A 22,853-nucleotide genomic window follows, 5' to 3' on the forward strand; every position below is an offset into this window, starting at 1 on the left:
TGCAACTTCGAGCGTGTCGCTCGGCGCTGCTGCTAAGAGGTTTATGATATGGCTGAACGTCTGAATAACGACTTCCAGTTCATCGAAGTCGGGCGCAAAGACCCGAAGAAGAAGCTGCTGCGGCAGCGCAAGAAAGAGTTCGTCGAGATCTACGACACCTTCAAGCCGGCCCAGGCCGGCGAACAGGCGCACCGCTGCCTGGGCTGCGGTAACCCGTATTGCGAGTGGAAGTGCCCGGTACACAACTTCATCCCCAACTGGTTGAAGCTGGTCTCCGAGGGCAACATCCTGGCCGCCGCCGAATTGAGCCACCAGACCAACACCCTGCCGGAAGTCTGCGGTCGCGTGTGCCCGCAGGATCGCTTGTGCGAAGGTGCCTGCACCCTCAACGACGGCTTCGGCGCGGTGACCATCGGCTCGGTGGAGAAGTACATCACCGATACCGCCTTCGCCATGGGCTGGCGCCCGGATATGTCCAAGGTCAAGCCGACCGGCAGGCGTGTCGCCGTGATTGGCGCCGGCCCTGCCGGCCTTGGTTGTGCCGACGTGCTGGTGCGCAATGGCGTGACCCCGGTGGTGTTCGACAGGAACCCGGAAATCGGCGGCCTGCTGACCTTTGGCATCCCCGAGTTCAAGCTGGAAAAGAGCGTGCTGAGCAATCGCCGCGAAGTCTTCACCGGCATGGGCATCGAATTCCGCCTGAACACCGAGATCGGTCGGGACATCACCCTGCAGCAGTTGCTGGATGAGTACGATGCCGTGTTCATGGGCATGGGCACCTACACCTACATGAAGGGCGGCTTCCCGGGCGAAGACCTGCCGGGCGTCCACGATGCCCTGGACTTCCTGATCGCCAACGTCAATCGCAACCTCGGTTTCGAGAAGGCGCCGGAAGATTTCGTCGACATGAAAGGCAAGCGCGTCGTGGTTCTCGGCGGCGGCGACACCGCGATGGACTGCAACCGTACCTCGATCCGCCAGGGCGCCAAGGCCGTGACCTGCGCCTACCGCCGTGACGAAGCGAACATGCCGGGCTCGCGCAAGGAAGTGAAGAATGCCAAGGAAGAGGGCGTGAAATTCTTCTTCAACCGCCAGCCCATCGCCATCGTCGGCGAGGACAAGGTGGAAGGCGTAAAGGTGGTCGAGACCCGTCTCGGCGAACCGGATGCCCGTGGCCGTCGCAGCCCGGAGCCAATCCCGGGCTCCGAGGAGATCATCCCGGCGGAAGCCGTGCTGATCGCCTTCGGTTTCCGCCCGAGCCCGGCGCCCTGGTTCGAGGCGTTCGATATCCGCATCGATACCCAGGGCCGGGTGGTCGCGCCGGAAAAGGCCACCTTCAAGCACCAGACCAGCAACCCGAAAGTGTTCGCCGGTGGTGACATGGTGCGTGGTTCCGACCTGGTGGTCACCGCGATCTACGAAGGCCGCAATGCAGCGGAAGGGATTCTCGACTACCTCGGTGTCTGAGCATCACCTTTCCTGACGAGGCCGGCAGCATGCCGGCCTCGTCGTTTCCGGCCTTCTAGAGCCTCTTTTCAACGCAGCAGTGCCGACGCGCAGCAGATTTCCAACCGGTTCTTAGCTGACCTGAGGCAATACGCCGCGTTGATCGCGCCTTTACAGTACCTCCAGCGTTTTCTCAGGAGGTTCCCATGTTGACCACTGCCATCTTCCCATCCCGTTACGTGCAGGGCCGCGGTGCGCTCGAGCAGCTCGGTTTCGAGTTGTCGCGCTTTGGCAGCAAGGCGCTGGCGCTGCTCGATCCTTTCGCCTATGACAATCTCGCTGCTTCCGTGGACGCAGCCTGCAGCGGCCATGTGCAGTTGCGTCGGGTGCGTTTCGCCGGTGAGTGCAGTGACGAGGAGATCGAGCGTCTGGTGGCACTCGCCGACGACGAGCGGCCCGAGGTGATTCTCGGCATGGGCGGCGGCAAGGCGCTGGATACCGCCAAGGCCCTGGCCCACGCGCTCGGCCTGCCGGTGGCGGTGGTGCCGACCCTGGCCTCCAGCGATGCGCCTTGCAGTGCGCTGTCGGTGATCTACACCGCCGAGGGCGTCTTCAAACGGTACCTGGTGCTGCCGCGCAATCCGGATCTGGTGCTGGTCGACAGCCAGGTGGTCGCCCGGGCACCGGCGCGCTTTCTGGTTTCCGGCATGGGCGACGCCCTGGCCACCTGGTTCGAGGCCGAGGATTGCCGCATCAGCGGCGCCGCCAACATGACCGGCCGCCAGGGGCCGCGTACCGCCCATGCCCTGGCGCGGTTCTGCTACGACACCCTGCTGGAGTACGGACCTCTGGCCTTGCAGGCCTGCCGCCAGCAGGTGGTGACGCCTGCGCTGGAGCATGTCATCGAGGCCAATACGCTGTTGTCCGGTCTGGGCTTCGAAAGTGGCGGCCTGGCCGCCGCCCACGCGATTCACAATGGCTTCACGGTCCTCGAGGGTACCCATGCCTACTGGCACGGCGAGAAGGTCACCTTCGGTGTGCTGAGCATGCTGATGCTGCGTGACAGCGCGCCGCGGCTGATCGATGAGGTCTATGGTTTCTGTCTCGCCGTCGGCTTGCCGGTCACGCTCGCCGAGATCGGTCTGCCCGAGGTCAGCGACGCCGATCTGCTGCGCGCTGCAGAGCTTGCCTGTGCAGCGGGTGAAAGTATCCACAACGAGCCCTTCGCGGTGGATGCGCACAGCGTGCTGGCCGCCATGCGCACCGCCGACGCCGAGGGCTTTCGGCGGCTGCAGGCGGCTAGGGTCTGTTGACGTTTCACGCACGGCCGCGCCGGAACGTCAACAGACCCTAGATAACCGTCTGATGGGCGGCGTGGCGAGGGTCGAGGCGGTCGCCCCGAGCGAACAGCTGGTGCCTGAGAGTGCCGCCCTCGTAAGCCTGGCGGTAGCGGCCACGGCGCTGCAGTTCGGGCACCAGCAGGTCGACGACCGCCTCGAGGTCTTCATGAGCGACGGCATAGGTCAGGTTGAACCCGTCGATGCCGGTGGCGTCCAGCCAGGTTTCCAGTTGGTCGGCGACTTCGCCGGGCGAGCCGAGCAGAACCGGCCCACGACCGCCCAGGCAGACGAACTCGGCGGCTTCGGCCACCGTCCACTGGCGGTTCGGATCGCTGCGCGTGAAGGACGCCAGGGCGGTACGGCCGGCATCGTTTTCCAGGTATTCGATCACCTGGTCGCCGCCCAGGCTGGACAGATCGATGCCTGTCCAGCCGGACAGGAGCGCCAATGCGGCCTCGACGTCCACGTAGCGACGGTAGTCGGCCAGCTTCGCCTCGGCAGCCGCCCGGCTCGGCGCGACGATGATCAACGCCTGGGCGTAGATCAGTTGCTCCTCGGGCTGCCGGCCCGCCTCCCGCAGGGCCTGGCGCAGGCCATCCACCAACCCCTTGAGGACGGTCTGGGTGGGGCCGCTGATGAACACGCACTCGGCGTGGCGGGCCGCGAAGGCCTGGCCGCGGGGCGAGGCGCCTGCCTGGAACAGCACCGGGGTGCGTTGCGGGGAGGGCTCGCAAAGGTGCATGCCGGGCACCTGGTAGTGCTCGCCGTGATGGCCGATCGGATGCACCTTGCCCGGGTCGATGTACGAGCTGCCGACCTCGCTGCGGTTGACCGCATCGTCCTCCCAGCTGTGCTCCCAGAGTTTGTAGAGCACCTGCAGGTATTCCTCGGCCAGCGCGTAGCGCTGGTCATGGCCCAGTTGTCTGTCCAGGCCCAGGTTGCGTGCGGCGCTGTCCAGGTAGCCGGTGACGATGTTCCAGCCCACCCGGCCGTCGGTCAGATGATCCAGGGTCGACATGCGCCGCGCGAAGGGGTAAGGGTGCTCGTAGGTCAGCGAGAAGGTCACGCCGAAGCCCAGGTGCCGGGTGACGGCGGCCATGGCCGGGACGATCAGCAGTGGATCGTTGACCGGCACCTGCACGCCGCCACGCAGCGCCGCCTCCGGGCTGCCCTGGTAGACGTCGTAGATACCCAGCACGTCAGCGATGAACAGCGCATCGAACAGCCCGCGCTCGAGCGTTTGCGCCAGCTCCAGCCAGTAAGGCAGGCGGTTGTGGTACTGACTGCGATTGAGTGGATGGCGCCAGAGGCCGGGCGACTGGTGGCTGGCGACATTCATGCTGAAGGCATTGAAACGGATCGGCTTGCGGGGCGTCATGGTGGCTCTACCGGTGTGCGGCTCAAGGACTGTCCCCACCACGTGGGTGGGGCGCGAGGTGGCTCGGTCAGGTCCCTGTCAGGGCAGCAGGGACTGTGGATAGACCGCCTCGTCGACGCGCAGGGGCTTGGGAATCAGCCCGAGGCCGAGAAAGGTGTCTGCCAGTTTTTGCTGCTCCGCGATGATCGAGGGCGTGATGGCCTCGGCGGCATAGTTGCGCCGCTCGGTGGCGAGAAGCAGCACGTCAGGGGCTATCCCCAGTTGTGGGGCGAGCAGGTCGGCGACCTGCTGAGGATGCTTGTTGGCCCAGTCACTGACCTGCGCCAGTTGTTGGAAGAAGGTCTTCACCAGATCGCCGTTGTGGTCGGTGAATGCGGCCGTGGACAGGTAGAAGGTACGGTTGTTGGTCAGCCCCTGGCCATCGCGCAGGTTGCGCACCGGCAGCTTCTTTTCGGCGGCGGCGAGGAACGGGTCCCATAGCGTGGCGGCCTGCACCGAACCCGATTGCAGCGCGGCGATGGCGTCCGCGGCGTTGTTGACATAGGCCGGGGTGATGTCGCTGTAGCTCAGGCCGACGTCCTGCAGCGCCAGGGCCAGCAGGTACTGGGCGTTCCAGCCGCGACCGGTGGCTACCCGCTTGCCCTTGAGGTCGACGATGTTCCGGATGCCTCCCTGATTCTGCGTCAGGATGCCGATGCCCTTGGGGTAGGGTTGTTCTGCCGCCAGATAGACCACCGGCTTTCCGGCAGCCTGGGCGAATACCGAAGGTGCATCGGCAGCGTGGCCCAGGTCGATGGCCCCGGTGCTCAGCGCTTCCAGCAGTTGCGGCCCGGCGGCGAACTCGTGCCAGCTGACCTTGACGCCCTGGGGTTCGAGCGCCTTCTCCAGTGCGCCACTTCCTTTGAGAATATTCACGCTGTTGAACTTCTGGTAACCGATTCGCAGCGTCTTGGCGCTCTCGGCGTGGGCCGCTTGCCACGGCAGCAGGACGGCGCTGGCGGCCGCCAGAAGGCCCAGGGTGAAGGCGCGGCGGCTGGGGAGACGGAAATGACGGGCCATGCTGAACTCCGAAATCGAACCTGATGGTGGACGGCCCTCAATATAGAATCAGAAGGAACTAACGAGCACGCTTAATCTTCTTTTTTGGTATAACGTTTTCTTTTCAGTACCTCATCAAGGAATATAAAGAGTGCGTCCGACGTGGCCAAAAGCCGCAGCGAACCACCTGCGCCGTGTCTTTTAGGCCGCGCTTTGCGACAATGGCGGGTCTGCCGCCCCCTGGAATCCTGTGCCATGACCGCCCTGAAGAACGACCGTTTCCTGCGTGCTCTGCTCAAGCAACCCGTCGATGTCACCCCGGTGTGGATGATGCGTCAAGCGGGCCGCTACCTGCCGGAGTATCGGGCCAGCAGGGCCAAGGCAGGGGATTTCATGCGTCTCATGATGAACCCCGAGTTCGCCTGTGAGGTCACCCTGCAGCCGCTGGATCGTTATCCACAGCTGGATGCCGCGATCCTTTTCTCCGATATCCTCACCATCCCCCACGCCATGGGCCAGGGGCTGTACTTCGAGACCGGCGAGGGACCACGCTTTCGCAAGGTGATCAGCAGCGCCGCAGATGTGGACGCGCTGCCGATTCCCGATCCGCAGAAAGACCTCGGCTATGTGATGGATGCGGTACGCACCATCCGGTCGGCGCTGGGGGGGCGTGTCCCGCTGATCGGTTTCTCCGGCAGCCCCTGGACCCTGGCCACCTACATGGTCGAGGGCGGCTCGTCGAAGGATTTGCGCAAGTCCAAGGCGATGCTCTATGACGATCCGCAGGCCATGCACGCGCTGCTCGACAAGCTGGCCCAGTCGGTCACGGCTTACCTCAATGGGCAGATCCTCGCCGGTGCCCAGGCCGTGCAGATCTTCGATACCTGGGGGGGCAACCTGTCGTCGGCTGCCTACCAGGCGTTCTCCCTGGCCTACATGCAGAAGATCGTCGACGGCCTGATCCGCGAACATGACGGGCGCAAGGTTCCGGTGATCCTGTTCACCAAGAACGGCGGGCTGTGGCTGGAGTCCATGGCGGCCACCGGCGCCGATGCGCTGGGGCTGGACTGGAGCTGCGACATCGGCGAAGCGCGCAGGCGCGTTGGTTCGCAGGTGGCCTTGCAGGGCAACATGGACCCTACCGTGCTGTACGCCAAGCCGGCGGCGATTCGCGCCGAGGTCGCGCGCATCCTGGCCAGCTACGGTAGCGGCAGCGGTCACGTCTTCAACCTGGGGCACGGCATCACCCCGGAAGTCGATCCGGCCCATGCCGGCGCGTTCCTCGAAGCCGTGCACGAGCTGTCGGCCGCTTACCACGGTTGACGGCGCCCCGCGACGATCCTGCGGCAGCCCCTTCACTGCAGGCGCAGGCACCTGTTGTGGTAGCGTTCGAGGTTCGCGTGGTGCGCCACGCTGATGACGGTGGCGTTCGGCAGTTGCGCGGCCACCAGTTGGTAGAGATTGTCTTCGTTGGCGGTGTCCAGCGCCGAGGTGGCCTCGTCGAGGAACAGGTAGTCGGGCCTGTGCAGCAGCACCCGGGCGAAGGCCAGGCGCTGTTGCTCACCGGGTGACAGGCGTTTTTCCCAGTGGTCGTGCTGCGCCAGCCTGTCGGCGTAGCCGTGCAGGCGCACCTGCTGAAGCGCTTGCACGCACTGGGTATCGGTGAAACCTTCCACGGCGGCGGGGTAGCACAGCGCGCCTTTCAGTGAGCCGGGGGGCAGGTAGCTTTTCTGCGGCAGGAACAGGTGCTTGCCGCCAGGCAGGTCGATCCGTCCCGCGCCGTGGGGCCATAGTCCGGCTAGGGCGCGCAGCAGGGTGCTCTTGCCGGCGCCCGATGGGCCTTGTACCAGCCAGCGCTGCCCGGCAACGATGTCCAGGTCGCCCACGCGGTTCAGCGGCGCGCCATCCGGTCGGGCCAGAAGCAGGCCGCGGATGTGCAAGCTGGCGTCGGCACTTACGGTCAGCCGGATGCCGGCGACGGGCACCGCCTTTAGCGCCTGGTCGAATTCGCGCAGCCGCTGCAACACCGAGCGCAGCAACGCCAGTTCCTTGTAGTTGAACAGGAACCAGGACAGCGCGGTGCGCAGGCGCGCGAAGCCGACGCTCAGCTGCATCACCCCGCCGATGGTGATCTGCCGGGCGAAGTAGCGGGGGATGGCGATGACGTAAGGCAGGATGCTGCCGACCTCGACATAGATTGACTCGGTGAAGGCGACCCGCTTGGTGTAGGTCATCAGGCCGCGCCAGTTGTGGCGGATGGCGTGGAAGGCCTGGCGCAGGCGCTGATGCTCGATCGGCTCGCCCCGGTAGAAGGCGACCTGCTCGGCATGTTCGCGCAGGCGCACCAGCAGGTAGCGGAAGTCCGCTTCGTATTGTTGCTGGCGGTAGTCGAGGCCGACCATGGGCTTGCCGATCTTCTCCATGATCCAGGAGCCGACCAGGGCATAGAGCACCGCAGCCCAGAGCATATAGCCGGGCAGCGCCCAGTCGATCCCCACGGCGCCCAGCGAAAGGCTGCCCGACAGCCCCCAGAGGATCACCGAGTAGGACACCACGTTGACGATGTTCTTCAGCAGGCCGAGGCTCAGGCTCAGGGTCTTGCCGGCCAGGTGGTTGAGGTCCTCGGCGATGCGTTGATCGGGGTTGTCGGCGAGCTGGCCGGCTTCGATCCGCTGGTAGGCGTGGTCGTTCAGCCAGCGTACCAGGAACACCTCGGTCAGCCAGCTGCGCCAGCGGATTTCCAGTAACTGGCGGAAGAACATGCTGAAGGTCGAGGCGAGGGTGATCGCTGCGATCAGTGCGCCCAGGGTCCACATCAGTGGCCAGATCGCCTCGCGCTCGAACGCCGAGAGGGCATCGAAGAAGGCTTTCTGCCAGTTGCTGATGCTCACTGCGCAGTACACGGTGAGCAGATCCAGGGCGATGACCAGGGCGAGCAGGCCGTAGGCGTGCCATTTGTCGTCCGACAGCCAGTAGGGGCGAATCAGTTGCCAGGCGGAGGGAGACGCTTTCATCGTGGGTCTTCAGGCGAATGGGCGAAGCACGCCATTGCACCGGGGCTCGTCGCCGAGCCCCGGTGTGCGGCTAGTAGCTGGCGCGTAGCGACAGGGTGAAATGGCGCGGCTCGCCGTAGGTGTTGTAGGTGTTGTTGCCGAGGCTGGCGTAGTACGTGCGGTCGCTGAGGTTCTCGCCGTTGAGAGCCAGCGTCAGGTGTTCGTTCAGCGCGTAGCTGGCCACGGCGCTGACCAGGGCGTAGCCGCTCTGCTTGCGGTCCGAGGCGAAGCGGTCGCTGCCGTAGGCGCTGCTGGCCGTGACCCCTGCGCCAAGGGCCAGGCCTTTGAGCGCGCCACCCGGGAAACGGTAGTGGCTCCACAGCTTCAAGCTGTGCTTGGGCGAGGAGTGGCTGAACAGGCCGGCGTTGCTGTCATCCTTGAGGTAGCGGGTCTTGAGGTGGGTATAGCCGGCACTGATGTCCCATCCCGGCAGCGGCCGGCCATTGACTTCCAGTTCCCAGCCACGGCTCTCCACTTCGCCGGCAGCGATGTAGTAATTGGGGGCGTTCGGGTCTTCGAAGGGGCGGTTCTCGTCGCGGATGCGGAAGGCCGCCAGCGTGGCGTTCAGGGCCTCGTCGAAGAAGGCGGTCTTGATGCCCACTTCGTACTGCTTGCCGACCCTGGGGGCGAGCGTGCCGCCGCCGGCCTTCTCGTAGTTCTGCGGAATGAAGATGTCCGAGTAGCTGGCGTACAGCGATGCCTGTGGGATCGGTTGGTAGACCAGGCCGCCATAGGGCGTGAACTCGTCATCGCTCGACTCCCCCTGACTCCAGGCCGTGGGCGTGGACGGGGATCGGCTGCGACTCTTGTAGTCGTAGTCGCTCAGGCGGCCGCCGGCCACCAGCGTCAGCGGATCCAGCAGGCGCAGGCGAAGCTGGCCGTAGACGCCACTCTGTTCGGTCAGGCGTTCCGCCCCCCGGTTGCGCACGAGGCTGGGCTCGGCCAGGTCGGGATTGGCCAGGTCGAGACCGCTGGCCGCGCTGCCCACCAGGCTCGAGGCGCTGCGGTTGCTGCCCCAGGTGTCGCTGCTGCGCACCCGGTAGTCGTCCTGGTTGTAGCCGATCAACGCCTGGTGCTCGCGGCCAAGCAAGCGGAACGGCCCCGAGGCATAGAGATCGGCCGCCCGGCGGCGCGAGTCGCCCTGGTATTCGCGCAGGAAGACATAGCTGAAGGTGTGGTCGCTCAGGTCGACGCCGCCTGCTCCGGGCACCGCATCCTTCCATTCGCTGTCCTGGCTGAGGTAGCGCAGCTTGGCGGTCAGGCTCCAGTCGTTGGCGAAGCGCTGTTCGGCGGCCAGCACGGTTTCCCGGGTGTGCGTGCGGTTGTAGCTCCAGTCGGGATAGGGGGTGGTGGCGCGAGACACGTCCAGCAGGCGGCCCGCCGTGCCGCCCGGCGCACTGACCGGCAGGCCGGAGAAGGGCACGTCGATGTCGTTGTCCTGGCGGGTGTGCGCCAGCGACAGGGTGAGAGCATCGTTCAGGTCGAGCTCCAGCACGCCATGGCCGACCCATTTGCGCTGGTGCGTGCGGTCGTAGAAGAAGTCGCGATCCTGGCCGACGCCGACGAAGCGGCCGCGCAGGCGCCCGTCGGCATCCAGCGGTCCGGTGATGTCCAGCTCGCCGCGCTGGTTGTCCCAACTGCCGGCACTGATGCTGCCGTCGAGGCCGAACTGGGCGCGGGGCTTCTTGGTCACCACGTTGACCGTGCCACCCAGGTCGCCGCTGCCCTGCAGTACGCCGGATGGGCCGCGCAGCACCTCGACGCGATCGTACACGGCCAGGTCGAACTGTTCCGCGCCGCTCAGCCCACCTGTGCTGGCAACCCCGTCGATGCTGACGTTGAGACCGTAGCCGCGCGACCAGTACTGGCTCTGTGCGGTGTCGTTGGGAATCACGGTAACGCCCGGGGTCTGGCGTAGCGCATCCTCCAGGGTATTGAGGTTCTGGTCTTCGATGCGCTGGCGGGTGATCACGCTGACCGACTGAGGAATCTCTCTCGGCGCGACCGGCAGCTTACTGGCCACCGTGGTGCGCTGGGCGGCATAGGCATCGGTGTCCTCGCTCTGGCCCTGCCCCCATACCGTCAACGTTGGCAGGCTGGTTGGCGCGGTGTCTTCATCTTCCAGAGACTGTGCCAACAGTGGACCGGACAGGCCGGCCAGCAGGCCGAAGCCGATCCAGCGGTAGCATTTATGAATACCCCATACCTGTATGCTTTCATGGCGATCCACGCTCATGGTTCCTCCCCGGTGACGACGGTAAAAAAGAGGTACTTCCGCCAGATCTGTGGCTGGTCAGCGGGGATGGATGGTAGGTAGCAATGAAAATGCAGTAAAAAGACTGTTTTTGAATATTTATAGTTATAAGTCGTCTATGGAAATATAACCTTTTGAATAGGCTGGATTTTTATCCAGCGAGGCGGCGAATTCCTGATCATATACCTACCTGGGGTATTTACAGATACCCCATGCAGGTATCTCATGGCCCGCATCCGTTCCTGTCGCGACCAGCGTCGGCATCCGCCTGATGGATGCCGAGCGAACGGAGTCTCGGCCTTTGGCCGGCAGCAGGCCCTCGTCGCCCCGTCAAAGGAGATTTTCATGGCGTCCATCATTCTCAAGGTTCAAGGCATGTCCTGTGGCGGTTGCTCCAGCAAGGTCAAACGCGCGCTGGAAGGCGTCGAAGGCGTCAGTAGCGCCGAGGTGGCGCTCGACACCGGTCTGGTCAGCGTCGAGGGCGCCGACAGCCTGCGCGCGGCGTCGCAGCGCCTGCGCGAAAAGATCGAAGCGCTGGGGTTCACGGTGCGCGACTGAGGCGGCGAGTCGCGTTCCGGGGACATGCTAGACTCGCGCATCCCTTTCGTCGCCGTGGATCACGATGAGCAAGCGCAAGGCCACCTCCCAGAACGTCGCGCCGTCCGGACAGGTCCCGTGCGTGCAGTGCGCGCCCACCGCCAGCACCGACAAGAGCGTGGTGCAGCCGCGCAAGAAGGCGCTGCTCAACCGCCTGAGCCGGATCGGCGGCCAGGTCAATGGCATTGCCCAGATGGTGGAGAAGGACCGCTATTGCGTGGACATCCTCACCCAGGTGTCGGCCGTTCGATCGGCGCTGGACGCGGTCGCCAGCCAGTTGCTCGCCGACCATGCCAGCGGTTGCGTGCGCAAGGCCATCCTCGAGGACGGTGGCGAAGAGGCCATCACCGAGCTGCTGGGCATCATCAAAAAGATGCGCTGACCCCTCAACGGCCTCCCGGCCCCGGGCTGGACGATCAACCGCAGCGAATCGCTCAGCGGGCGGCCGGCCTGGCGCCTGCTCGGGGCTGGCGCAGGCGGATGTCGACCAGCGTGTCGTCGGTGCCGTGCTCGAAGCCGACGTCGCGGGGCGCGGGCTTGCCCTTCAGTAGCGATGGGTTGGTGGAAAAGCCCACCGGCTCCAGGGGAATGCCCCGTTGGCTGAGGTCCAGGCGACCGTTGCCGTTGCTGTCCTGAAACAATTGCAGGGCGTATTGTCCAGGCGGCACGTCCTTCATGATCAGTTGCTCGCCTTCACCCTGCAGCTCGCGCAGCACCGCCTCCCAGCTTTTCTCATTGGCTGCCACCAGAGCCACGTACAACCTGGCGGCACCCGGGTTGTCCTCCAGGCGAATCAGCAGATCGCCTGCCTGCGCCGGCAATGACCCGAGCAGTAAAGCCACTGCGCAGAGTGCGCAGTGTTTTGTTACGATTTGAGGAAGTCTCTGTGGCATAATCCGCCCATTTTGCAGGGATTCGCTTTAAATGCGTCAGGTTCTAGTCGTTCACTTCTCACAGACTGGCCAATTGAACCGCCTGGTGCAATCGGTCTGTGCGCCGTTGCAGGCGAGTGAAGGCATTCAGGTGGATTTCCTGGTGCTGCAACCGGCCAAGCCTTTTCCCTTCCCGTGGCCTTTTCTTGGCTTTTTCCGGGTATTCCCGGAAACCGTGTTGATGAAGCCACAGCCTTTGCTGCCGTTGATGGTCGATGCCGATAAACGCTACGACCTGATCATCCTCGCCTACCAGGTATGGTTCCTGTCACCCTCGTTGCCCTTCACCAGTTTCCTCGCATCACCTGAGGCTGCTCGGCTGTTGAAGGATACGCCGGTGGTGACCCTGATCGGTTGTCGCAACATGTGGTTGATGGCCCAGGAAAAGGTCAAGGCCCGTCTGCAGGCGTTGGGCGCCAGGCTGGTCGACAACGCCGTGCTGACCGACGCCTGCGGCACGGCAGCGAGTTTTCTGGCCACGCCGCTGTGGATGTTCACCGGCCGGCAGAAACCCTTCAGCTGGGTGCCGCGTGCCGGTATCGACGAGAATGAAATGGCCGCCGCCAGCCGCTTCGGTGATGCCATGGCTCGGCGCCTGCTCGCTGACCAGCAGCCGATCGAGCAGCCGATGCTGGGCGGTCTGGGGGCGGTGATAGTGGATGAGAAACTGATTGCCAGCGAGAAGGTCGGCAACCGTAGCTTCACGCTGTGGAGCCGGCTGCTGAGCGCGCTCGGCCCGCAGCAGAGCAGGCGCCGTGCTGCCGGGTTGGTGGTCTACATCGTTTTCCTGATCTGCCTGATCCTGACCGTGGTGCCGATCAGTGCCCTGTTGAAGAAGTTATTGGCCCCACTGTTCAAGGCACGAATCCTGCGTGAAAAGGCCTACTTCGCCGGCCCGTCCGGCGAATAAACTGGTCCGAGGTAATCCCGTGGTATCACCTGTATTCATCAATCGCATCAGTGCAAGCCTGCCCTTTGATCCGGTCGACAACGAGCAGATGGAAGCTCGCCTCGGCATGGTCGGCGGCAAGCCGTCGCGCGCCCGCAAGCTGGTCCTGCGCCGTAACGGCATCCAGCAGCGCCACTACGTCATCGATCCGCTGACCGGCGAGCCAGGCATGAGCAACGCCCAGCTCAGCGCTGCGGCGATCCGTGGCCTGGTCGGCGCGGGGTTCGCGCTGGACAGCCTGGATTGTCTGGTCGCCAGCACCTCTTCGCCCGACCAGGTGATGCCTGGCCATGGGGTGATGGTGCACGGCGAGCTGGGTAATCCGCCTTGCGAAGTCGCCACTACGGCGGGCATCTGCCTGTGCGGGATGACCGCATTGAAGTACGCCTGGATGAGCGTGGCCAGTGGCGAAAGCCGCAATGCCGTGGCCTGCGGCTCCGAAGTGGCGTCGACGCTGATGCAGGCGCGCAACTTCAATGCCGAGTACGAGAGCCGCGTCGAGGAACTGGAGAGCCACCCGGAGATCGCCTTCGAGAAGGATTTCCTGCGCTGGATGCTGTCCGACGGTGCCGGCGCCGTGCTGCTGCAGGATCACCCCAACGCCAGCGGGTTGAGCCTGCGTGTCGACTGGCTGGATATTCTCTCGTTCGCCGACCAGATGCCCGCCTGCATGTACGCCGGGGCCGAGATGCAGGATGGCAGTCTGCGGGGCTGGAGCCGTTACGACGCCGATGAGCGCGCGCGGCAGTCGGTGATGGCGATCAAGCAGGACGTCAAACTGCTCAACGAGAATATCGTCAAGTACACCGTGGAAGAGGCATTGCGGCGCATCATGGTGCGCCGTGAACTGCGCGTGGCGGATATCGACTGGTTCATGCCGCACTATTCCTCGGAATTCTTTCGCGACCGTTTGGCCGAGGGCCTGGCCAATGTCGACCTGCCGATTCCGATGGATCGCTGGTTCACCAACCTGACCCGCAAGGGCAACACTGGCGCGGCGTCGATCTTCATCATCCTCGAAGAACTGTTCAATGGCGGGCTGCTGCGCAATGGCCAGAAACTGCTGTGCTACGTGCCGGAAAGCGGGCGTTTCTCCAGCGCATTCATGCACCTGACGGTGGTCGGCAATGAAGCTTGATGAAGTCCCCCAGGACCCCGATTCCGCTTACGGCGGGCATAGCAAATTGCTGTATGCCGTCGATGAAAAAGGGCATTACCAGGGCGCGCAAAGTACCGGTTGGGAGCCAGAGTCCTATTCCACCCAACTGGCCGTCGCCGAGCTGCAGGCGCAGGAGGCCGAGGCCCATGCCGCCTGGCAGCGTGGCGAGCTGTCGCCGCTGAAGTGCCTGATGTATCGCTATCGCATGGACGAGCCGGCGCTGGCGCAGATCGCCGGGCTCTGGCAGTGGCGCGTGCGCCGGCATTTCCGACCGGAAATCTACCGACGCCTGAGCGATTCGCTGTTGGCTCGCTATGCCGAGGCCTTTGGTCTGTCCGTCGACGAATTGCGTCGTTACCAGAAGGAACTGCCATGAGCGCGTTCGAGCATCGCCAGAGCGCCCACTGCGAAAGCGGCGTCATGGCCAGTCTGCTGACCCATGCCGGCCTGCCGATGAGCGAGCCGATGGCGTTCGGCCTGGCATCGGGCCTGGCATTCGCCTACCTGCCGATCGTCAAGCTGGGCGGCATGCCGCTGATCGCCTACCGCATGCCGCCCCGCCACCTGATCAAGACCCTCAGCAAGCGCCTGGGCGTGCGTCTGACCAGCCGTACCTTCTCCAGTCCCGAGCAGGGGCGCGTCGCCCTGGATGCCGCTCTCGACAGTGGTCGCCTGGCCGGACTGCAGAGCTCGGTGTTCTGGTTGCCGTACTTTCCGCCGGAGATGCGCTTTCACTTCAACGCCCACAATCTGCTGGCCTATGGTCGTGAAGGCAACGAGTACCTGCTCAGCGACCCAGTGTTCGAGGCGCCGGTGCGCTGCGCTGCCGAGGATCTGCAGAAAGCGCGTTTCGCCAAGGGCGCCCTGGCGGCCAAGGGCTTGATGTATTACCTGGACGACGTGTCGCCCGATCAGGACTGGCAGCGGCTGATTCGCAAGAGCGTGCTGTCGACCTCACGCATCCTCGATGGCATGCCGCTGCCGTGGATCGGCATTCGCGGTATTCAGCACCTGGCCAAGTGCGTCGAGGCGCTCGACCCGGCACAGGCCAAGTACAACCGTCTGTACCTCACCCATATCGTGCGTATGCAGGAGGAGATCGGCACCGGTGGTGCGGGCTTCCGCTTCATGTACGCAAGCTTCCTGCAGGAGGCCGGTGAGAAGATCGGCGATGCCACGTTGCAGGAGGCCTCGACGCGCCTGACCGCCGTCGGCGACGACTGGCGCCAGTTCGCCTCGGCCTGCGTACGGGCCAGCCGCAGCAAGGGCGAAGCACCGGATTTCAGGCCGATCGCCGACAGGCTGCGCGGCATTGCCAGCCAGGAACGTGTCTTGATGAAAGAGCTCGGTGCCTGGGCCCGGCGCAAGGGTTGAGCCAGGGCTGCAGTAGGGCGAAAGCGGTCATTTGTAGGGTGGACCGGGGCGCGTAGCCGACGCTTCACCTACGCGGCCCGACCCGTCCACCGCTCTGCGATCGCGATGGTGGATGAAAAGAGCGTCAGCTACGCGCCCCGATCCACCCTACGGCTGCTTTCGCCTTACAGCAGGCGCTTTTCATAGCTGCAACTGCAGCGCGTCGATCCCCGCCGTTAGCTCGGCAAAATCTGCCGCGTTGCTCAGCCCATTGGTCAGCACCGCCTGGGCTACGAACGCGTCGTTTTCATCGATCAGCACCAGAAGCGCCTGGCCGATCAACCCATCCGCCAGATCCAGACCGGCCAGCGCTTGCAGGTGTTTCCACGCATGCGGGCCGGCGCCGATGAACAGGTTCGGCCCCTCCAGCCCCAGCTGCGCCGCGACGTGAAAACCCGCTGCGTTGCTGACGCTGTTGACGAACTCGAACGGCTTGGGCTGCAAGCGGTACACGCAGACCGCGTCGAGCAGCGAGCCCATGGTCGCCCGTGCCGGGTGCCGGGATGCCAGGTACAGCCCGCAGTCGCTGCGTATCTGCGCCTTGAGCGGGGCGGTGCACAGCAGGGCCTGGAGGATCATCCGGTCGATGCGTCGAGGCGGGCTGGCCAGCCATTGGCTAAGGGTGGCCTTCAGATCCTTGTCGGAAGAGCTGGCGTCACCGCTGACGCTGCAGGCGGCAATGACCGTGCTCATGGTGTTTCTCCCGTGCAGCGCTGCAGCACCAGGCTGGCGTTGTTGCCGCCGAAACCGAAGAAGTTGGCCAGCAGCAGGCTGTCACCGGCGATGGCGAGTGGCTTCGACGGCAGTGGCAGCAGCGCCTCGTCGGCGTAATCGCACCCTGGCAGGTGTGCCAGGTTCTGCACCAGCAGCAGGGTCTCGGTCAGGCCGCAAGCGCCCAGGGTGTGGCCGAGCCACGGTTTGAGCACGCACAGCGGTGGCAGCACGTCGCCGAACAGCAGGCGCACGCCGTTGCTTTCGGCGCGGTCGTTGGCGCCGGTGGCGGTGCCGTGCAGTTTCACCAGGCCGATCTGTTCGGCACGGGTGCCGGCGCTGCGCAGGGCTTCGCGCATCACCCAGTCGATGTGGCTGCCGTCTTCGCGGGTGGTGGTCAGGTTGCTGGTGTCGCAGGCGCTGAAGCCGCCAAGCAGTCTGGCCAGCGGTGCCGGGCCGGGCTCCAGCGACAGCAGCGTGGCGGCGTAAGCCTCGCCGAGAACCAGGCCGTCGCGCTGGGGGTGGAAGGGCCGGTAGCGGCCGCTGGGCGAGAGCAGGTCCAGGGCGCCAAAGCCCTGCTGGGCTATCGCGCTGGGTGTTTCGAAGGCCAGCACAAGGACGCGCTGGTAGTGGCGGCTGGCAAGCAGCCGGGCACCGTACAGCAGCCCGTTGGCGGCGCTGGTACAGGCGGTATTGAGGGTGAAGGCGTCGGCAAAGCCCCAGCGCGCCCGCAACCGCTCGGCGATCAGATCCAGGGACGTGGAGTGATCGGGATGGAAGCCACCCTCTTGTTGCGCACGGGCCTCCAGCTCGTCGATGTCGAGGCTGGTGCTGGCGACGATCAGCAGGCAGTCGCCCTGTGCGCCGGCATGTTCGCCCAGGGTTTCGCGAAGCAGGCGGTCGAAGTGCTGGTCCCGGCATTCAGCCGCCATGCCCAGGTAGGCGCGCGGCTGCTGCAGCTCATGCAGCACGACGCTGTCCGCGGCAGGCAGCACGCCGCGCTGCAGCGCTTCATTGGCCGCGCACAGGTCGGGGCCGAGGGCACTGTGCAGGGCGCCACGCTGGAAATAGACGGGCGTCACTGCTTCTGCCTGATGAAGGCCGCGATACTGGCGATGCTGTTGAGGATGCGCCGGCCGTCCTTGGCCCCTTCGATGCGCACGCCATAGTGCTGCTGCAGGGCCAGGGAGACCTGCAGCGCGTCCAGGCTGTCCATCTGGATGCGGCTCTGCTGGCCGAACAGGGGTTCGTCGTCGTCGATGCTCTGCCAGTCGATGTCGTCTTCCTTGTCGCACTCGCGAATCAGCAATTGCTTGAGCTTTTCTTCTAGTAGTGTGTGGTCCATTGCGTTTGCTGTACTCGTTTGTGGAACAGGAACAAGCCGCTGGCGCCGGCCAGTGCCGCGAACAGCAGCAGGCGCACGCACCAGGGGGCTACGTCGTTCAGTGAGCCGTGGCCCACCAGCAGGGTGAGGAAAGCATCGAGCGCCCAGCTCATCGGGGAAACCTCGGCCAGCTGGCGCATGGCTTCCGGCATCACGCTCTTGGGCACCATGATGCCGCCGATGGCGGCGAGAATGATCGTGATTCCGCCGCCAAGCAATAGGGCTTGTTCACTACTGCGCGCCAGGGCCGCCAGCAGCAGGCCCAGGCTGCCGGTGGCCAGGGCGATGCTCGCCGCCAGCGCTGCGTAGGCGACCAGCGCGCCATTGAGTTCCAGCGCCGGCAGGCCGAGCAGTGGCAGGCCATGCATGCCGATGCCCAGCAGCAGCACGAACTGCAACAGGTTGATGGCCAGGTAGGGCAGCAGCTTGCTCAAGGCCAGGGTGCCGAGCCCCAGGCCCAGGCAGCGGAAGCGCAGTAGCGCGCCGCTCTGTTGCTCGCGCTGAAAACTGCCGGCCATGGGCAGCACCACGAAGAACATGCCGAAGATCAGCCAGGCCGGGACGCTCATCTGCGTGGCGTTGGCCTGGTCGCTCAGGTCGCCGCTGGCCAGGCGCTGGCGCTCGTCGATCTGGCTCTCGGTGCGTTGCTGGATCAGTTCGAGCTGTTCGGCGGGGCTGAGGCCCTCGTCCAGCGCGCCACTGTCTTGCAGGTAGGCGAGCAGCCGGGTCTGAGCCAGGGCGATGGTCACGGCGCCATGCAGGCGCTGGCGCGAGAGGCGGTCGAACTGCGCGGGAAAGCTCAGGGTAGGGCCATGATGGGGCGTATCCAGCAGCCTGCCGTCGAAGTCGGCGGCCAGGCTGATGCGGGTCATCTCCGGCGGGCCGCTGGCGAGCAACTGGCTGTCAGGCAGTTGTGCCTGCAGGGCGCTATGGAAGAAACGGCTGGCGTCGCTGGGCTGTGGCGCATCGATGACCAGTTGCAGGGGCGGCGGGCGGTCCTGCAGGTAGCTGGACATGGCCCCGGCCATGATCACCAGGAACAGCGTCGGCATGATGAACAGTACGGCCAGCGCGTGCGGGTCGCGCAGCAGCAGGAGGATTTCCTTGCCAACCAGGGCGCGCAGTCTCACAGCCGGCCTCCATTGAGGCGCAGGTAGAGCTGCTCCAGGGAAGGGCGGCCGAAGCGCAGCAGGCTGGGGACCTGCGACTGCTCGCTGATGAAGCGGGTGATCGCCAGCAACTGCGCGACGTCCAGCGCGGCGATGCGCACGCCAGTGGCCAGTTGTTCGGCGCTCAGCCCCAGGCTGTCAAGCAGCGGCAGCAGGCTGTCAGGCTGGCCCTCGGGCCATTCCAGGAACAGGCCCGGCTGGCCGTCGAGCAACTGCCGGGTGTCGATATCCAGCTGCACGCGACCTTCGTGGAGCAGCAGGATGCGATCCGCCACCCGCTCCACCTCGTCCAGATAATGACTGGTGTAAATCACCGCCTTGCCCTCGGCGGTCAGTTGCTGGACGGCTTCGATGAGCATCTGCCGGCTGGCGGCATCGACGCCCACGGTGGCCTCATCGAACAGATAGAGTTCTGCCGGTTGCAGCAGGCCTATGGCGAAGTTCAGGCGCCGCTGTTCGCCGCCGGACAGGCGCTCGGCACGGCGTTCGAGTTTGTCTTCCAGGGCCGTGCTGACGATGCAGTGCTCCAGGCGTTGGCGACGCTCCGGGCCGCGCAACCGGTAAAGGTCGGCGAACAGGGCGAGGTTCTCTTTCACCTTCAGCCCGGCATAGAACGCCAGTTGCTGCGGCACCAGGCCCAGGCGCCGCTCGCCCAGCCAGACGATCTCGCCGCTCAGTGGCTGCAGCACGCCGCTGAGCAGCGACAGCAGGGTGGTCTTGCCGGCGCCGTTGCTGCCCAGCAGCCCCAGGCACTGACCGGCCTGCAGGCGCAGGTCGATACCCTGCAGCGCTGGCTGTCGGGCTTCGGGGTAACGGTAGCCGAGGTTCTTGAGTTCAAGCACGGACGAGCACCAGCAGCAGTTTGCCATCGAGCAGCAGGCGCTCCTCGCTGTGCACGGTGAAGCCGTACAGGGCGCCCGCCGGACTCAGTGCCTCCTGGGTCGCGCTGAGCAGCAGGTCGCCGTCACGGCGCAGGGGATGGTCATGCAGGTGCAATTGCGAGAGCTTGCCAACCAGGGCCATTTCGATGGCGCTGTCGTTGCCGTATAAGGCACCATGCGCTGCACACAATTGCGCGGCGGCTTCGAACAGCAGGCAGGGCGAAGCATTGTCGCCTAGGCTGTCGAGGTGCTGCCAGTTGCTCAGGCCCTGGATAGTGCCGGCGTCATGTTCGAGCAGCGCGTCCAGCCAGAGCGCCTTGCCCTGGTGCGGCAGCAGTGTATGCAGTTGGCTTCGATCCATGGCGGGCGTCTGGGCGTACGGGCGTGGCAGTGTAACAGAGGGCAGTTAGGGAGGCGTGTGGTGGGTGGCTGGCAATTACTGGTTTTCGTGGGGCTGAGTATCGTTCTGATCGGGATTTCCTGGCGGTCGCTGGGTAACCCGCGTAGTCACGGGTTTTACCGTTTTATCGCCTGGGAGCTGATGGCCGTGGCGCTGGTGCTCAATGCGCCGTTCTGGTTCGAGGACCGCGACGCGACGCATCAGCGGGTTTCCTGGGTATTGCTGACGGCTTCATTGCTGGTGCTGTTCGCCGGCGTGTACCAGATGCGTCGCTTCGGGCGTGCCGACCAGCGGCGCCAGGACGACGAGCTGTTCGCCTTCGAGCGCACCTCGGCGCTGGTCACCAATGGCATCTTCCGCTATATCCGCCACCCGATGTACTGCTCGCTGCTGCTGCTTGCCTGGGGCATCGCCTGGAAGCAGCCGACCGCGTTGACGCTGATCCTGGCATTGCTCTCGAGCGTGGCGCTGTGGCTCGCCGCCAGGTGCGAGGAGCGTGAGTGCCAGGCCTATTTCGGCGATACCTACCGCGACTACATGGCGCGCAGCCGGATGTTCGTGCCCTTCGTTTTCTGACGCCTGCGCCGAGAGCCCCGCGGGCTCCCGGCGCATCACTCACTTGACGCGGGCGTACTTGGCCTTCAGTGCGACGCCGGCCATGATGGCGCCGGCATGGCATTCGTATTTGCTGTTGTCGCGGTATTCCTTGCTCTTGTAGTTGCTGGCCAGGTCGACCACGGCATTGGCGCCTGCGGCCTTGGCCGAGTTCTGCAGTTTGATCAGCGCGGATTGCAGCGCCCAGCTGCAGGCGGCCTCGTCGGTCTTGTTGAAGGCGTTGGTCTTTTGGCTGGTGGTGACGTTGGCGTTGATGATCTTGGCGCCAGCCGGGGTCTTGTTCAGGTAGAACTTCACCGACCCGTCGAGGCGGCCAGCCTGGGTGGCTTCGTTGACCACCGACTGGAAGTCCAGGAAGTGGGCGGTGTCACGGGCCTGGCTGACGGCAGGCAGCAGGGCGGCGGAGAGAAGTGCAGCAGCGGTCCAGGTTTTTGCGTTCATGGGTAACTCCTCGAGTGTTTACTGGGGCATGTAAAGGGAAGGACTGCTCAATTCCTGCTGAATGCTGCGATCCAGATTCTGGGTCCAGGTGTTGTAGGTCCGGTGGATCTTGCCGTTGCGGTAGTCGAGATTGCGACTGCCGCGGTAGCGGATCGAGTAGGTCGAAGCGGTGTAGGGAATGGTGACTTGCGCCTGGTGGCTGCGGCGGGTGACCGATGCCAGGATCTGCCCCTGGTCTGCGCGTTCCACCGTCCATTGGCGGCGCTGCAGGGCGGTGAGGATCGCCCTGCGCATGTCGTCCTCGCCCTTCACCGCGGTCGGTGGTGCGCTGTTTTCGATGTTCACCACCGGCTTCGAGGTGCAGGCGGTGATACCCAGGAGCAGAAGGGCGAGCAGAGCGATGCGGTTGAAACGAGACATCATCCATATTCCTTGTCGGTGAAGACGTTACGGTCTTTCAGTGCCAGCGGCGGAAGATCAACGACGTATTGACACCGCCAAAGGCGAAATTGTTGTTCATCACGTACTCATTGTTCATCTCGCGGAATTCGCCGCGCAGATAATCCAGTTCGCCGCAGGCCGGATCGATCTGGTTCAGATTGAGCGTGTGCGCGTAGCTGTCGCTGTTGAGCATTTCGATGCTGAACCAGGATTCCAGTGCGCCGCAGGCGCCCAGGGTGTGGCCCAGGTAACTCTTCTGCGAGCTGATTGGCATGCGTGTGCCGAACAGGCTGCTGGTGGCCTGGGTTTCCGCCACGTCGCCCTGCTCGGTGGCGGTGCCATGGCCATTGACGTAACCGATGGCGTCCGGCGTCAGCGCGGCATCTTCCAGGGCCAGTTGCATGGCCCGGCGCATGGTGGCCTGTACCGGTTTGGTGGCGTGCTGGCCGTCGGCGCTGCAGCCGAAACCGACGATCTCGGCGTGGATGGTGGCGCCGCGGGCGAGGGCATGCTCCAGTTCCTCGAGCACCAGCATGCCGGCGCCCTCGCCGATCACCAGGCCGTCGCGGCCCCTGTCGTAGGGGCGTGGGCTGGTGTGCGGCGCATCGTTCTTCAGGCTGGTGGCGTAGAGTGCGTCGAAGACCATGGCTTCGGTCGGGCACAGCTCCTCGGCGCCGCCGGCGAGCATCAGCGGCAGGCGGCCGAACTTGATCGCTTCAAAGGCGTAGCCGATGCCCTGGCTACCGCTGGTGCACGCGCTGGAGGTGGGGATCAGCCGACCGGTGAGGCCGAAGAAGATGCTGATATTGGCGGCCGTGGTGTGCGGCATCATGCGGATGTAGGAGTTGGCGTTGAGGCCGTCGGCCACCGAGTTGAGCAGCATGTTGCCGAACGCCTTGATCTCCTCGGTGCTGCCGGTGGACGAACCGCAGGCCACGCCCATGCGGCCGTCACCGATCCGTGCGTCGCCGAGCAGGCCGGCGTTGGCCAGGGCGCGTTCGGCTGCGTAGACCGACAGCCGCGATACGCGGCCCATGCTGCGCAGTTGCTTGCGGGTCCAGTGGCCGGGCACCACGAAATCGTCCACCGGGCCGCCCAGGCGGGTGTTCAGTTCGCTGAAACGATCCCACTCGTGCATCACCCGGATGCCGCTGCGATTGGCACGGAAATTCGCCGAGATACTGTCCCAGCTCTCGCCCAGGGAGGTAATGCCGGCCATGCCGGTAACGACTACGCGCTTCATCGTGCCACT

General features: G+C 64.9%; 24 protein-coding genes. 10 read left to right on the forward strand and 14 right to left on the reverse strand.

What is annotated here, in order from left to right:
* The first annotated feature begins 48 nt into the window (after positions 1–48).
* Together BLR94_RS09850 and BLR94_RS09855 are read left to right on the forward strand one after the other, a co-directional pair.
* The gene (locus BLR94_RS09850) at positions 49–1,467 is read left to right on the forward strand and encodes an FAD-dependent oxidoreductase (RefSeq protein WP_084304623.1); all 1,419 of its coding nucleotides are present in this window, start codon (positions 49–51) and stop codon (positions 1,465–1,467) included.
* Between the two features lie 185 nt (positions 1,468–1,652).
* Positions 1,653–2,759 carry a glycerol dehydrogenase gene (locus tag BLR94_RS09855; protein WP_084304622.1) on the forward strand — a complete coding sequence of 369 codons (1,107 nt, stop codon included), beginning with the start codon at positions 1,653–1,655 and terminating at the stop codon, positions 2,757–2,759.
* A 37-nt stretch (positions 2,760–2,796) separates the two neighbouring features.
* Here the strand turns inward: BLR94_RS09855 and BLR94_RS09860 are convergent, their stop codons facing one another.
* Together BLR94_RS09860 and BLR94_RS09865 are read right to left on the reverse strand one after the other, a co-directional pair.
* Positions 2,797–4,164 carry an LLM class flavin-dependent oxidoreductase gene (locus BLR94_RS09860; RefSeq protein ID WP_084304621.1) on the reverse strand — a complete coding sequence of 456 codons (1,368 nt, stop codon included), beginning with the start codon at positions 4,162–4,164 and terminating at the stop codon, positions 2,797–2,799.
* Positions 4,165–4,242: 78 nt separating this feature from the next.
* Positions 4,243–5,223: an aliphatic sulfonate ABC transporter substrate-binding protein gene (locus BLR94_RS09865; protein WP_084304620.1), complete on the reverse strand. Its 981-nt coding sequence runs from the start codon at positions 5,221–5,223 to the stop codon at positions 4,243–4,245.
* A 234-nt stretch (positions 5,224–5,457) separates the two neighbouring features.
* On the opposite strand from BLR94_RS09865, the gene hemE reads away from it, so the two are divergent.
* On the forward strand, positions 5,458–6,525 hold the full coding sequence (gene hemE / locus BLR94_RS09870; RefSeq protein WP_084304619.1) for a uroporphyrinogen decarboxylase: 1,068 nt from the start codon (positions 5,458–5,460) through the stop codon (positions 6,523–6,525).
* Positions 6,526–6,557: 32 nt separating this feature from the next.
* Here the strand turns inward: hemE and BLR94_RS09875 are convergent, their stop codons facing one another.
* Together BLR94_RS09875 and BLR94_RS09880 are read right to left on the reverse strand one after the other, a co-directional pair.
* Complete coding sequence (locus BLR94_RS09875; RefSeq protein WP_084304618.1) at positions 6,558–8,216, reverse strand: ABC transporter ATP-binding protein/permease; 1,659 nt, start codon at positions 8,214–8,216, stop codon at positions 6,558–6,560.
* Between the two features lie 70 nt (positions 8,217–8,286).
* Positions 8,287–10,491 (reverse strand): TonB-dependent siderophore receptor, encoded by a 2,205-nt coding sequence (locus BLR94_RS09880; protein WP_084304617.1) that lies wholly within the window; start codon positions 10,489–10,491, stop codon positions 8,287–8,289.
* 363 nt (positions 10,492–10,854) lie between these two features.
* Between BLR94_RS09880 and BLR94_RS09885 the strand changes: the two genes are divergently transcribed.
* Both BLR94_RS09885 and BLR94_RS28170 read left to right on the forward strand, forming a co-directional pair.
* Positions 10,855–11,067, forward strand: coding sequence for a heavy-metal-associated domain-containing protein (locus tag BLR94_RS09885; protein WP_084304616.1), 213 nt, complete (start codon positions 10,855–10,857; stop codon positions 11,065–11,067).
* Positions 11,068–11,131: 64 nt separating this feature from the next.
* Positions 11,132–11,488 (forward strand): metal-sensitive transcriptional regulator, encoded by a 357-nt coding sequence (locus BLR94_RS28170; RefSeq protein WP_084304615.1) that lies wholly within the window; start codon positions 11,132–11,134, stop codon positions 11,486–11,488.
* A gap of 52 nt (positions 11,489–11,540) precedes the next feature.
* On the opposite strand, the gene BLR94_RS09895 is transcribed toward BLR94_RS28170, so the two are convergent.
* The gene (locus tag BLR94_RS09895; RefSeq protein ID WP_244158130.1) at positions 11,541–11,948 is read right to left on the reverse strand and encodes a DUF2141 domain-containing protein; all 408 of its coding nucleotides are present in this window, start codon (positions 11,946–11,948) and stop codon (positions 11,541–11,543) included.
* A gap of 82 nt (positions 11,949–12,030) precedes the next feature.
* Here BLR94_RS09895 and BLR94_RS09900 point away from each other — a divergent pair, with 82 nt between their 5' ends.
* Genes BLR94_RS09900 through darH form a run of 4 tightly spaced genes read left to right on the forward strand, consistent with a single transcriptional unit; the run spans position 12,031 to position 15,520 of the window.
* Positions 12,031–12,948: a hypothetical protein gene (locus tag BLR94_RS09900; protein ID WP_084304613.1), complete on the forward strand. Its 918-nt coding sequence runs from the start codon at positions 12,031–12,033 to the stop codon at positions 12,946–12,948.
* A 19-nt stretch (positions 12,949–12,967) separates the two neighbouring features.
* Entirely contained in the window at positions 12,968–14,125 is a 1,158-nt protein-coding gene (locus BLR94_RS09905) for a beta-ketoacyl-ACP synthase III (RefSeq protein ID WP_084304612.1), read from the forward strand.
* The gene (locus tag BLR94_RS09910) at positions 14,115–14,522 is read left to right on the forward strand and encodes a DarG family dialkylresorcinol biosynthesis protein (protein ID WP_084304611.1); all 408 of its coding nucleotides are present in this window, start codon (positions 14,115–14,117) and stop codon (positions 14,520–14,522) included. Before BLR94_RS09905 ends, BLR94_RS09910 begins: the two co-directional genes overlap by 11 nt.
* Positions 14,519–15,520 (forward strand): BtrH-related acyltransferase DarH, encoded by a 1,002-nt coding sequence (gene darH / locus BLR94_RS09915; RefSeq protein ID WP_084304610.1) that lies wholly within the window; start codon positions 14,519–14,521, stop codon positions 15,518–15,520. Before BLR94_RS09910 ends, darH begins: the two co-directional genes overlap by 4 nt.
* Before the next feature lie 180 nt (positions 15,521–15,700).
* Here darH and BLR94_RS09920 read toward each other — a convergent pair whose 3' ends face one another.
* From BLR94_RS09920 to BLR94_RS09945, 6 genes are read right to left on the reverse strand one after another with little or no spacing between them, the layout of a single operon-like run.
* Positions 15,701–16,252 carry a hypothetical protein gene (locus tag BLR94_RS09920; RefSeq protein ID WP_084304609.1) on the reverse strand — a complete coding sequence of 184 codons (552 nt, stop codon included), beginning with the start codon at positions 16,250–16,252 and terminating at the stop codon, positions 15,701–15,703.
* Positions 16,249–17,352: a beta-ketoacyl synthase N-terminal-like domain-containing protein gene (locus BLR94_RS09925; protein ID WP_084304608.1), complete on the reverse strand. Its 1,104-nt coding sequence runs from the start codon at positions 17,350–17,352 to the stop codon at positions 16,249–16,251. The genes BLR94_RS09920 and BLR94_RS09925 overlap by 4 nt, the downstream gene beginning before the upstream one ends.
* On the reverse strand, positions 17,349–17,615 hold the full coding sequence (locus tag BLR94_RS09930; protein ID WP_084304607.1) for an acyl carrier protein: 267 nt from the start codon (positions 17,613–17,615) through the stop codon (positions 17,349–17,351). Before BLR94_RS09930 ends, BLR94_RS09925 begins: the two co-directional genes overlap by 4 nt.
* Complete coding sequence (locus tag BLR94_RS09935; RefSeq protein ID WP_084304606.1) at positions 17,597–18,784, reverse strand: ABC transporter permease; 1,188 nt, start codon at positions 18,782–18,784, stop codon at positions 17,597–17,599. Before BLR94_RS09935 ends, BLR94_RS09930 begins: the two co-directional genes overlap by 19 nt.
* The gene (locus BLR94_RS09940) at positions 18,781–19,665 is read right to left on the reverse strand and encodes an ABC transporter ATP-binding protein (protein ID WP_084304605.1); all 885 of its coding nucleotides are present in this window, start codon (positions 19,663–19,665) and stop codon (positions 18,781–18,783) included. The genes BLR94_RS09935 and BLR94_RS09940 overlap by 4 nt, the downstream gene beginning before the upstream one ends.
* On the reverse strand, positions 19,658–20,065 hold the full coding sequence (locus tag BLR94_RS09945) for a hotdog family protein (protein WP_084304604.1): 408 nt from the start codon (positions 20,063–20,065) through the stop codon (positions 19,658–19,660). Before BLR94_RS09945 ends, BLR94_RS09940 begins: the two co-directional genes overlap by 8 nt.
* Positions 20,066–20,125: 60 nt before the next feature.
* Here BLR94_RS09945 and BLR94_RS09950 point away from each other — a divergent pair, with 60 nt between their 5' ends.
* The gene (locus BLR94_RS09950; protein WP_090423689.1) at positions 20,126–20,680 is read left to right on the forward strand and encodes a methyltransferase family protein; all 555 of its coding nucleotides are present in this window, start codon (positions 20,126–20,128) and stop codon (positions 20,678–20,680) included.
* 39 nt (positions 20,681–20,719) lie between these two features.
* Here BLR94_RS09950 and BLR94_RS09955 read toward each other — a convergent pair whose 3' ends face one another.
* Genes BLR94_RS09955 through BLR94_RS09965 form a run of 3 tightly spaced genes read right to left on the reverse strand, consistent with a single transcriptional unit; the run spans position 20,720 to position 22,844 of the window.
* Complete coding sequence (locus BLR94_RS09955; protein ID WP_084304602.1) at positions 20,720–21,160, reverse strand: excinuclease; 441 nt, start codon at positions 21,158–21,160, stop codon at positions 20,720–20,722.
* A gap of 18 nt (positions 21,161–21,178) precedes the next feature.
* Positions 21,179–21,580, reverse strand: a complete 402-nt coding sequence (locus BLR94_RS09960; RefSeq protein WP_169835193.1) for a hypothetical protein — start codon at positions 21,578–21,580, stop codon at positions 21,179–21,181.
* A 37-nt stretch (positions 21,581–21,617) separates the two neighbouring features.
* Complete coding sequence (locus BLR94_RS09965; protein ID WP_084304600.1) at positions 21,618–22,844, reverse strand: beta-ketoacyl-ACP synthase; 1,227 nt, start codon at positions 22,842–22,844, stop codon at positions 21,618–21,620.
* Positions 22,845–22,853 lie beyond the last annotated feature (9 nt).

Source organism: Phytopseudomonas flavescens (assembly GCF_900100535.1).
Taxonomy (GTDB): domain Bacteria; phylum Pseudomonadota; class Gammaproteobacteria; order Pseudomonadales; family Pseudomonadaceae; genus Aquipseudomonas; species Aquipseudomonas flavescens.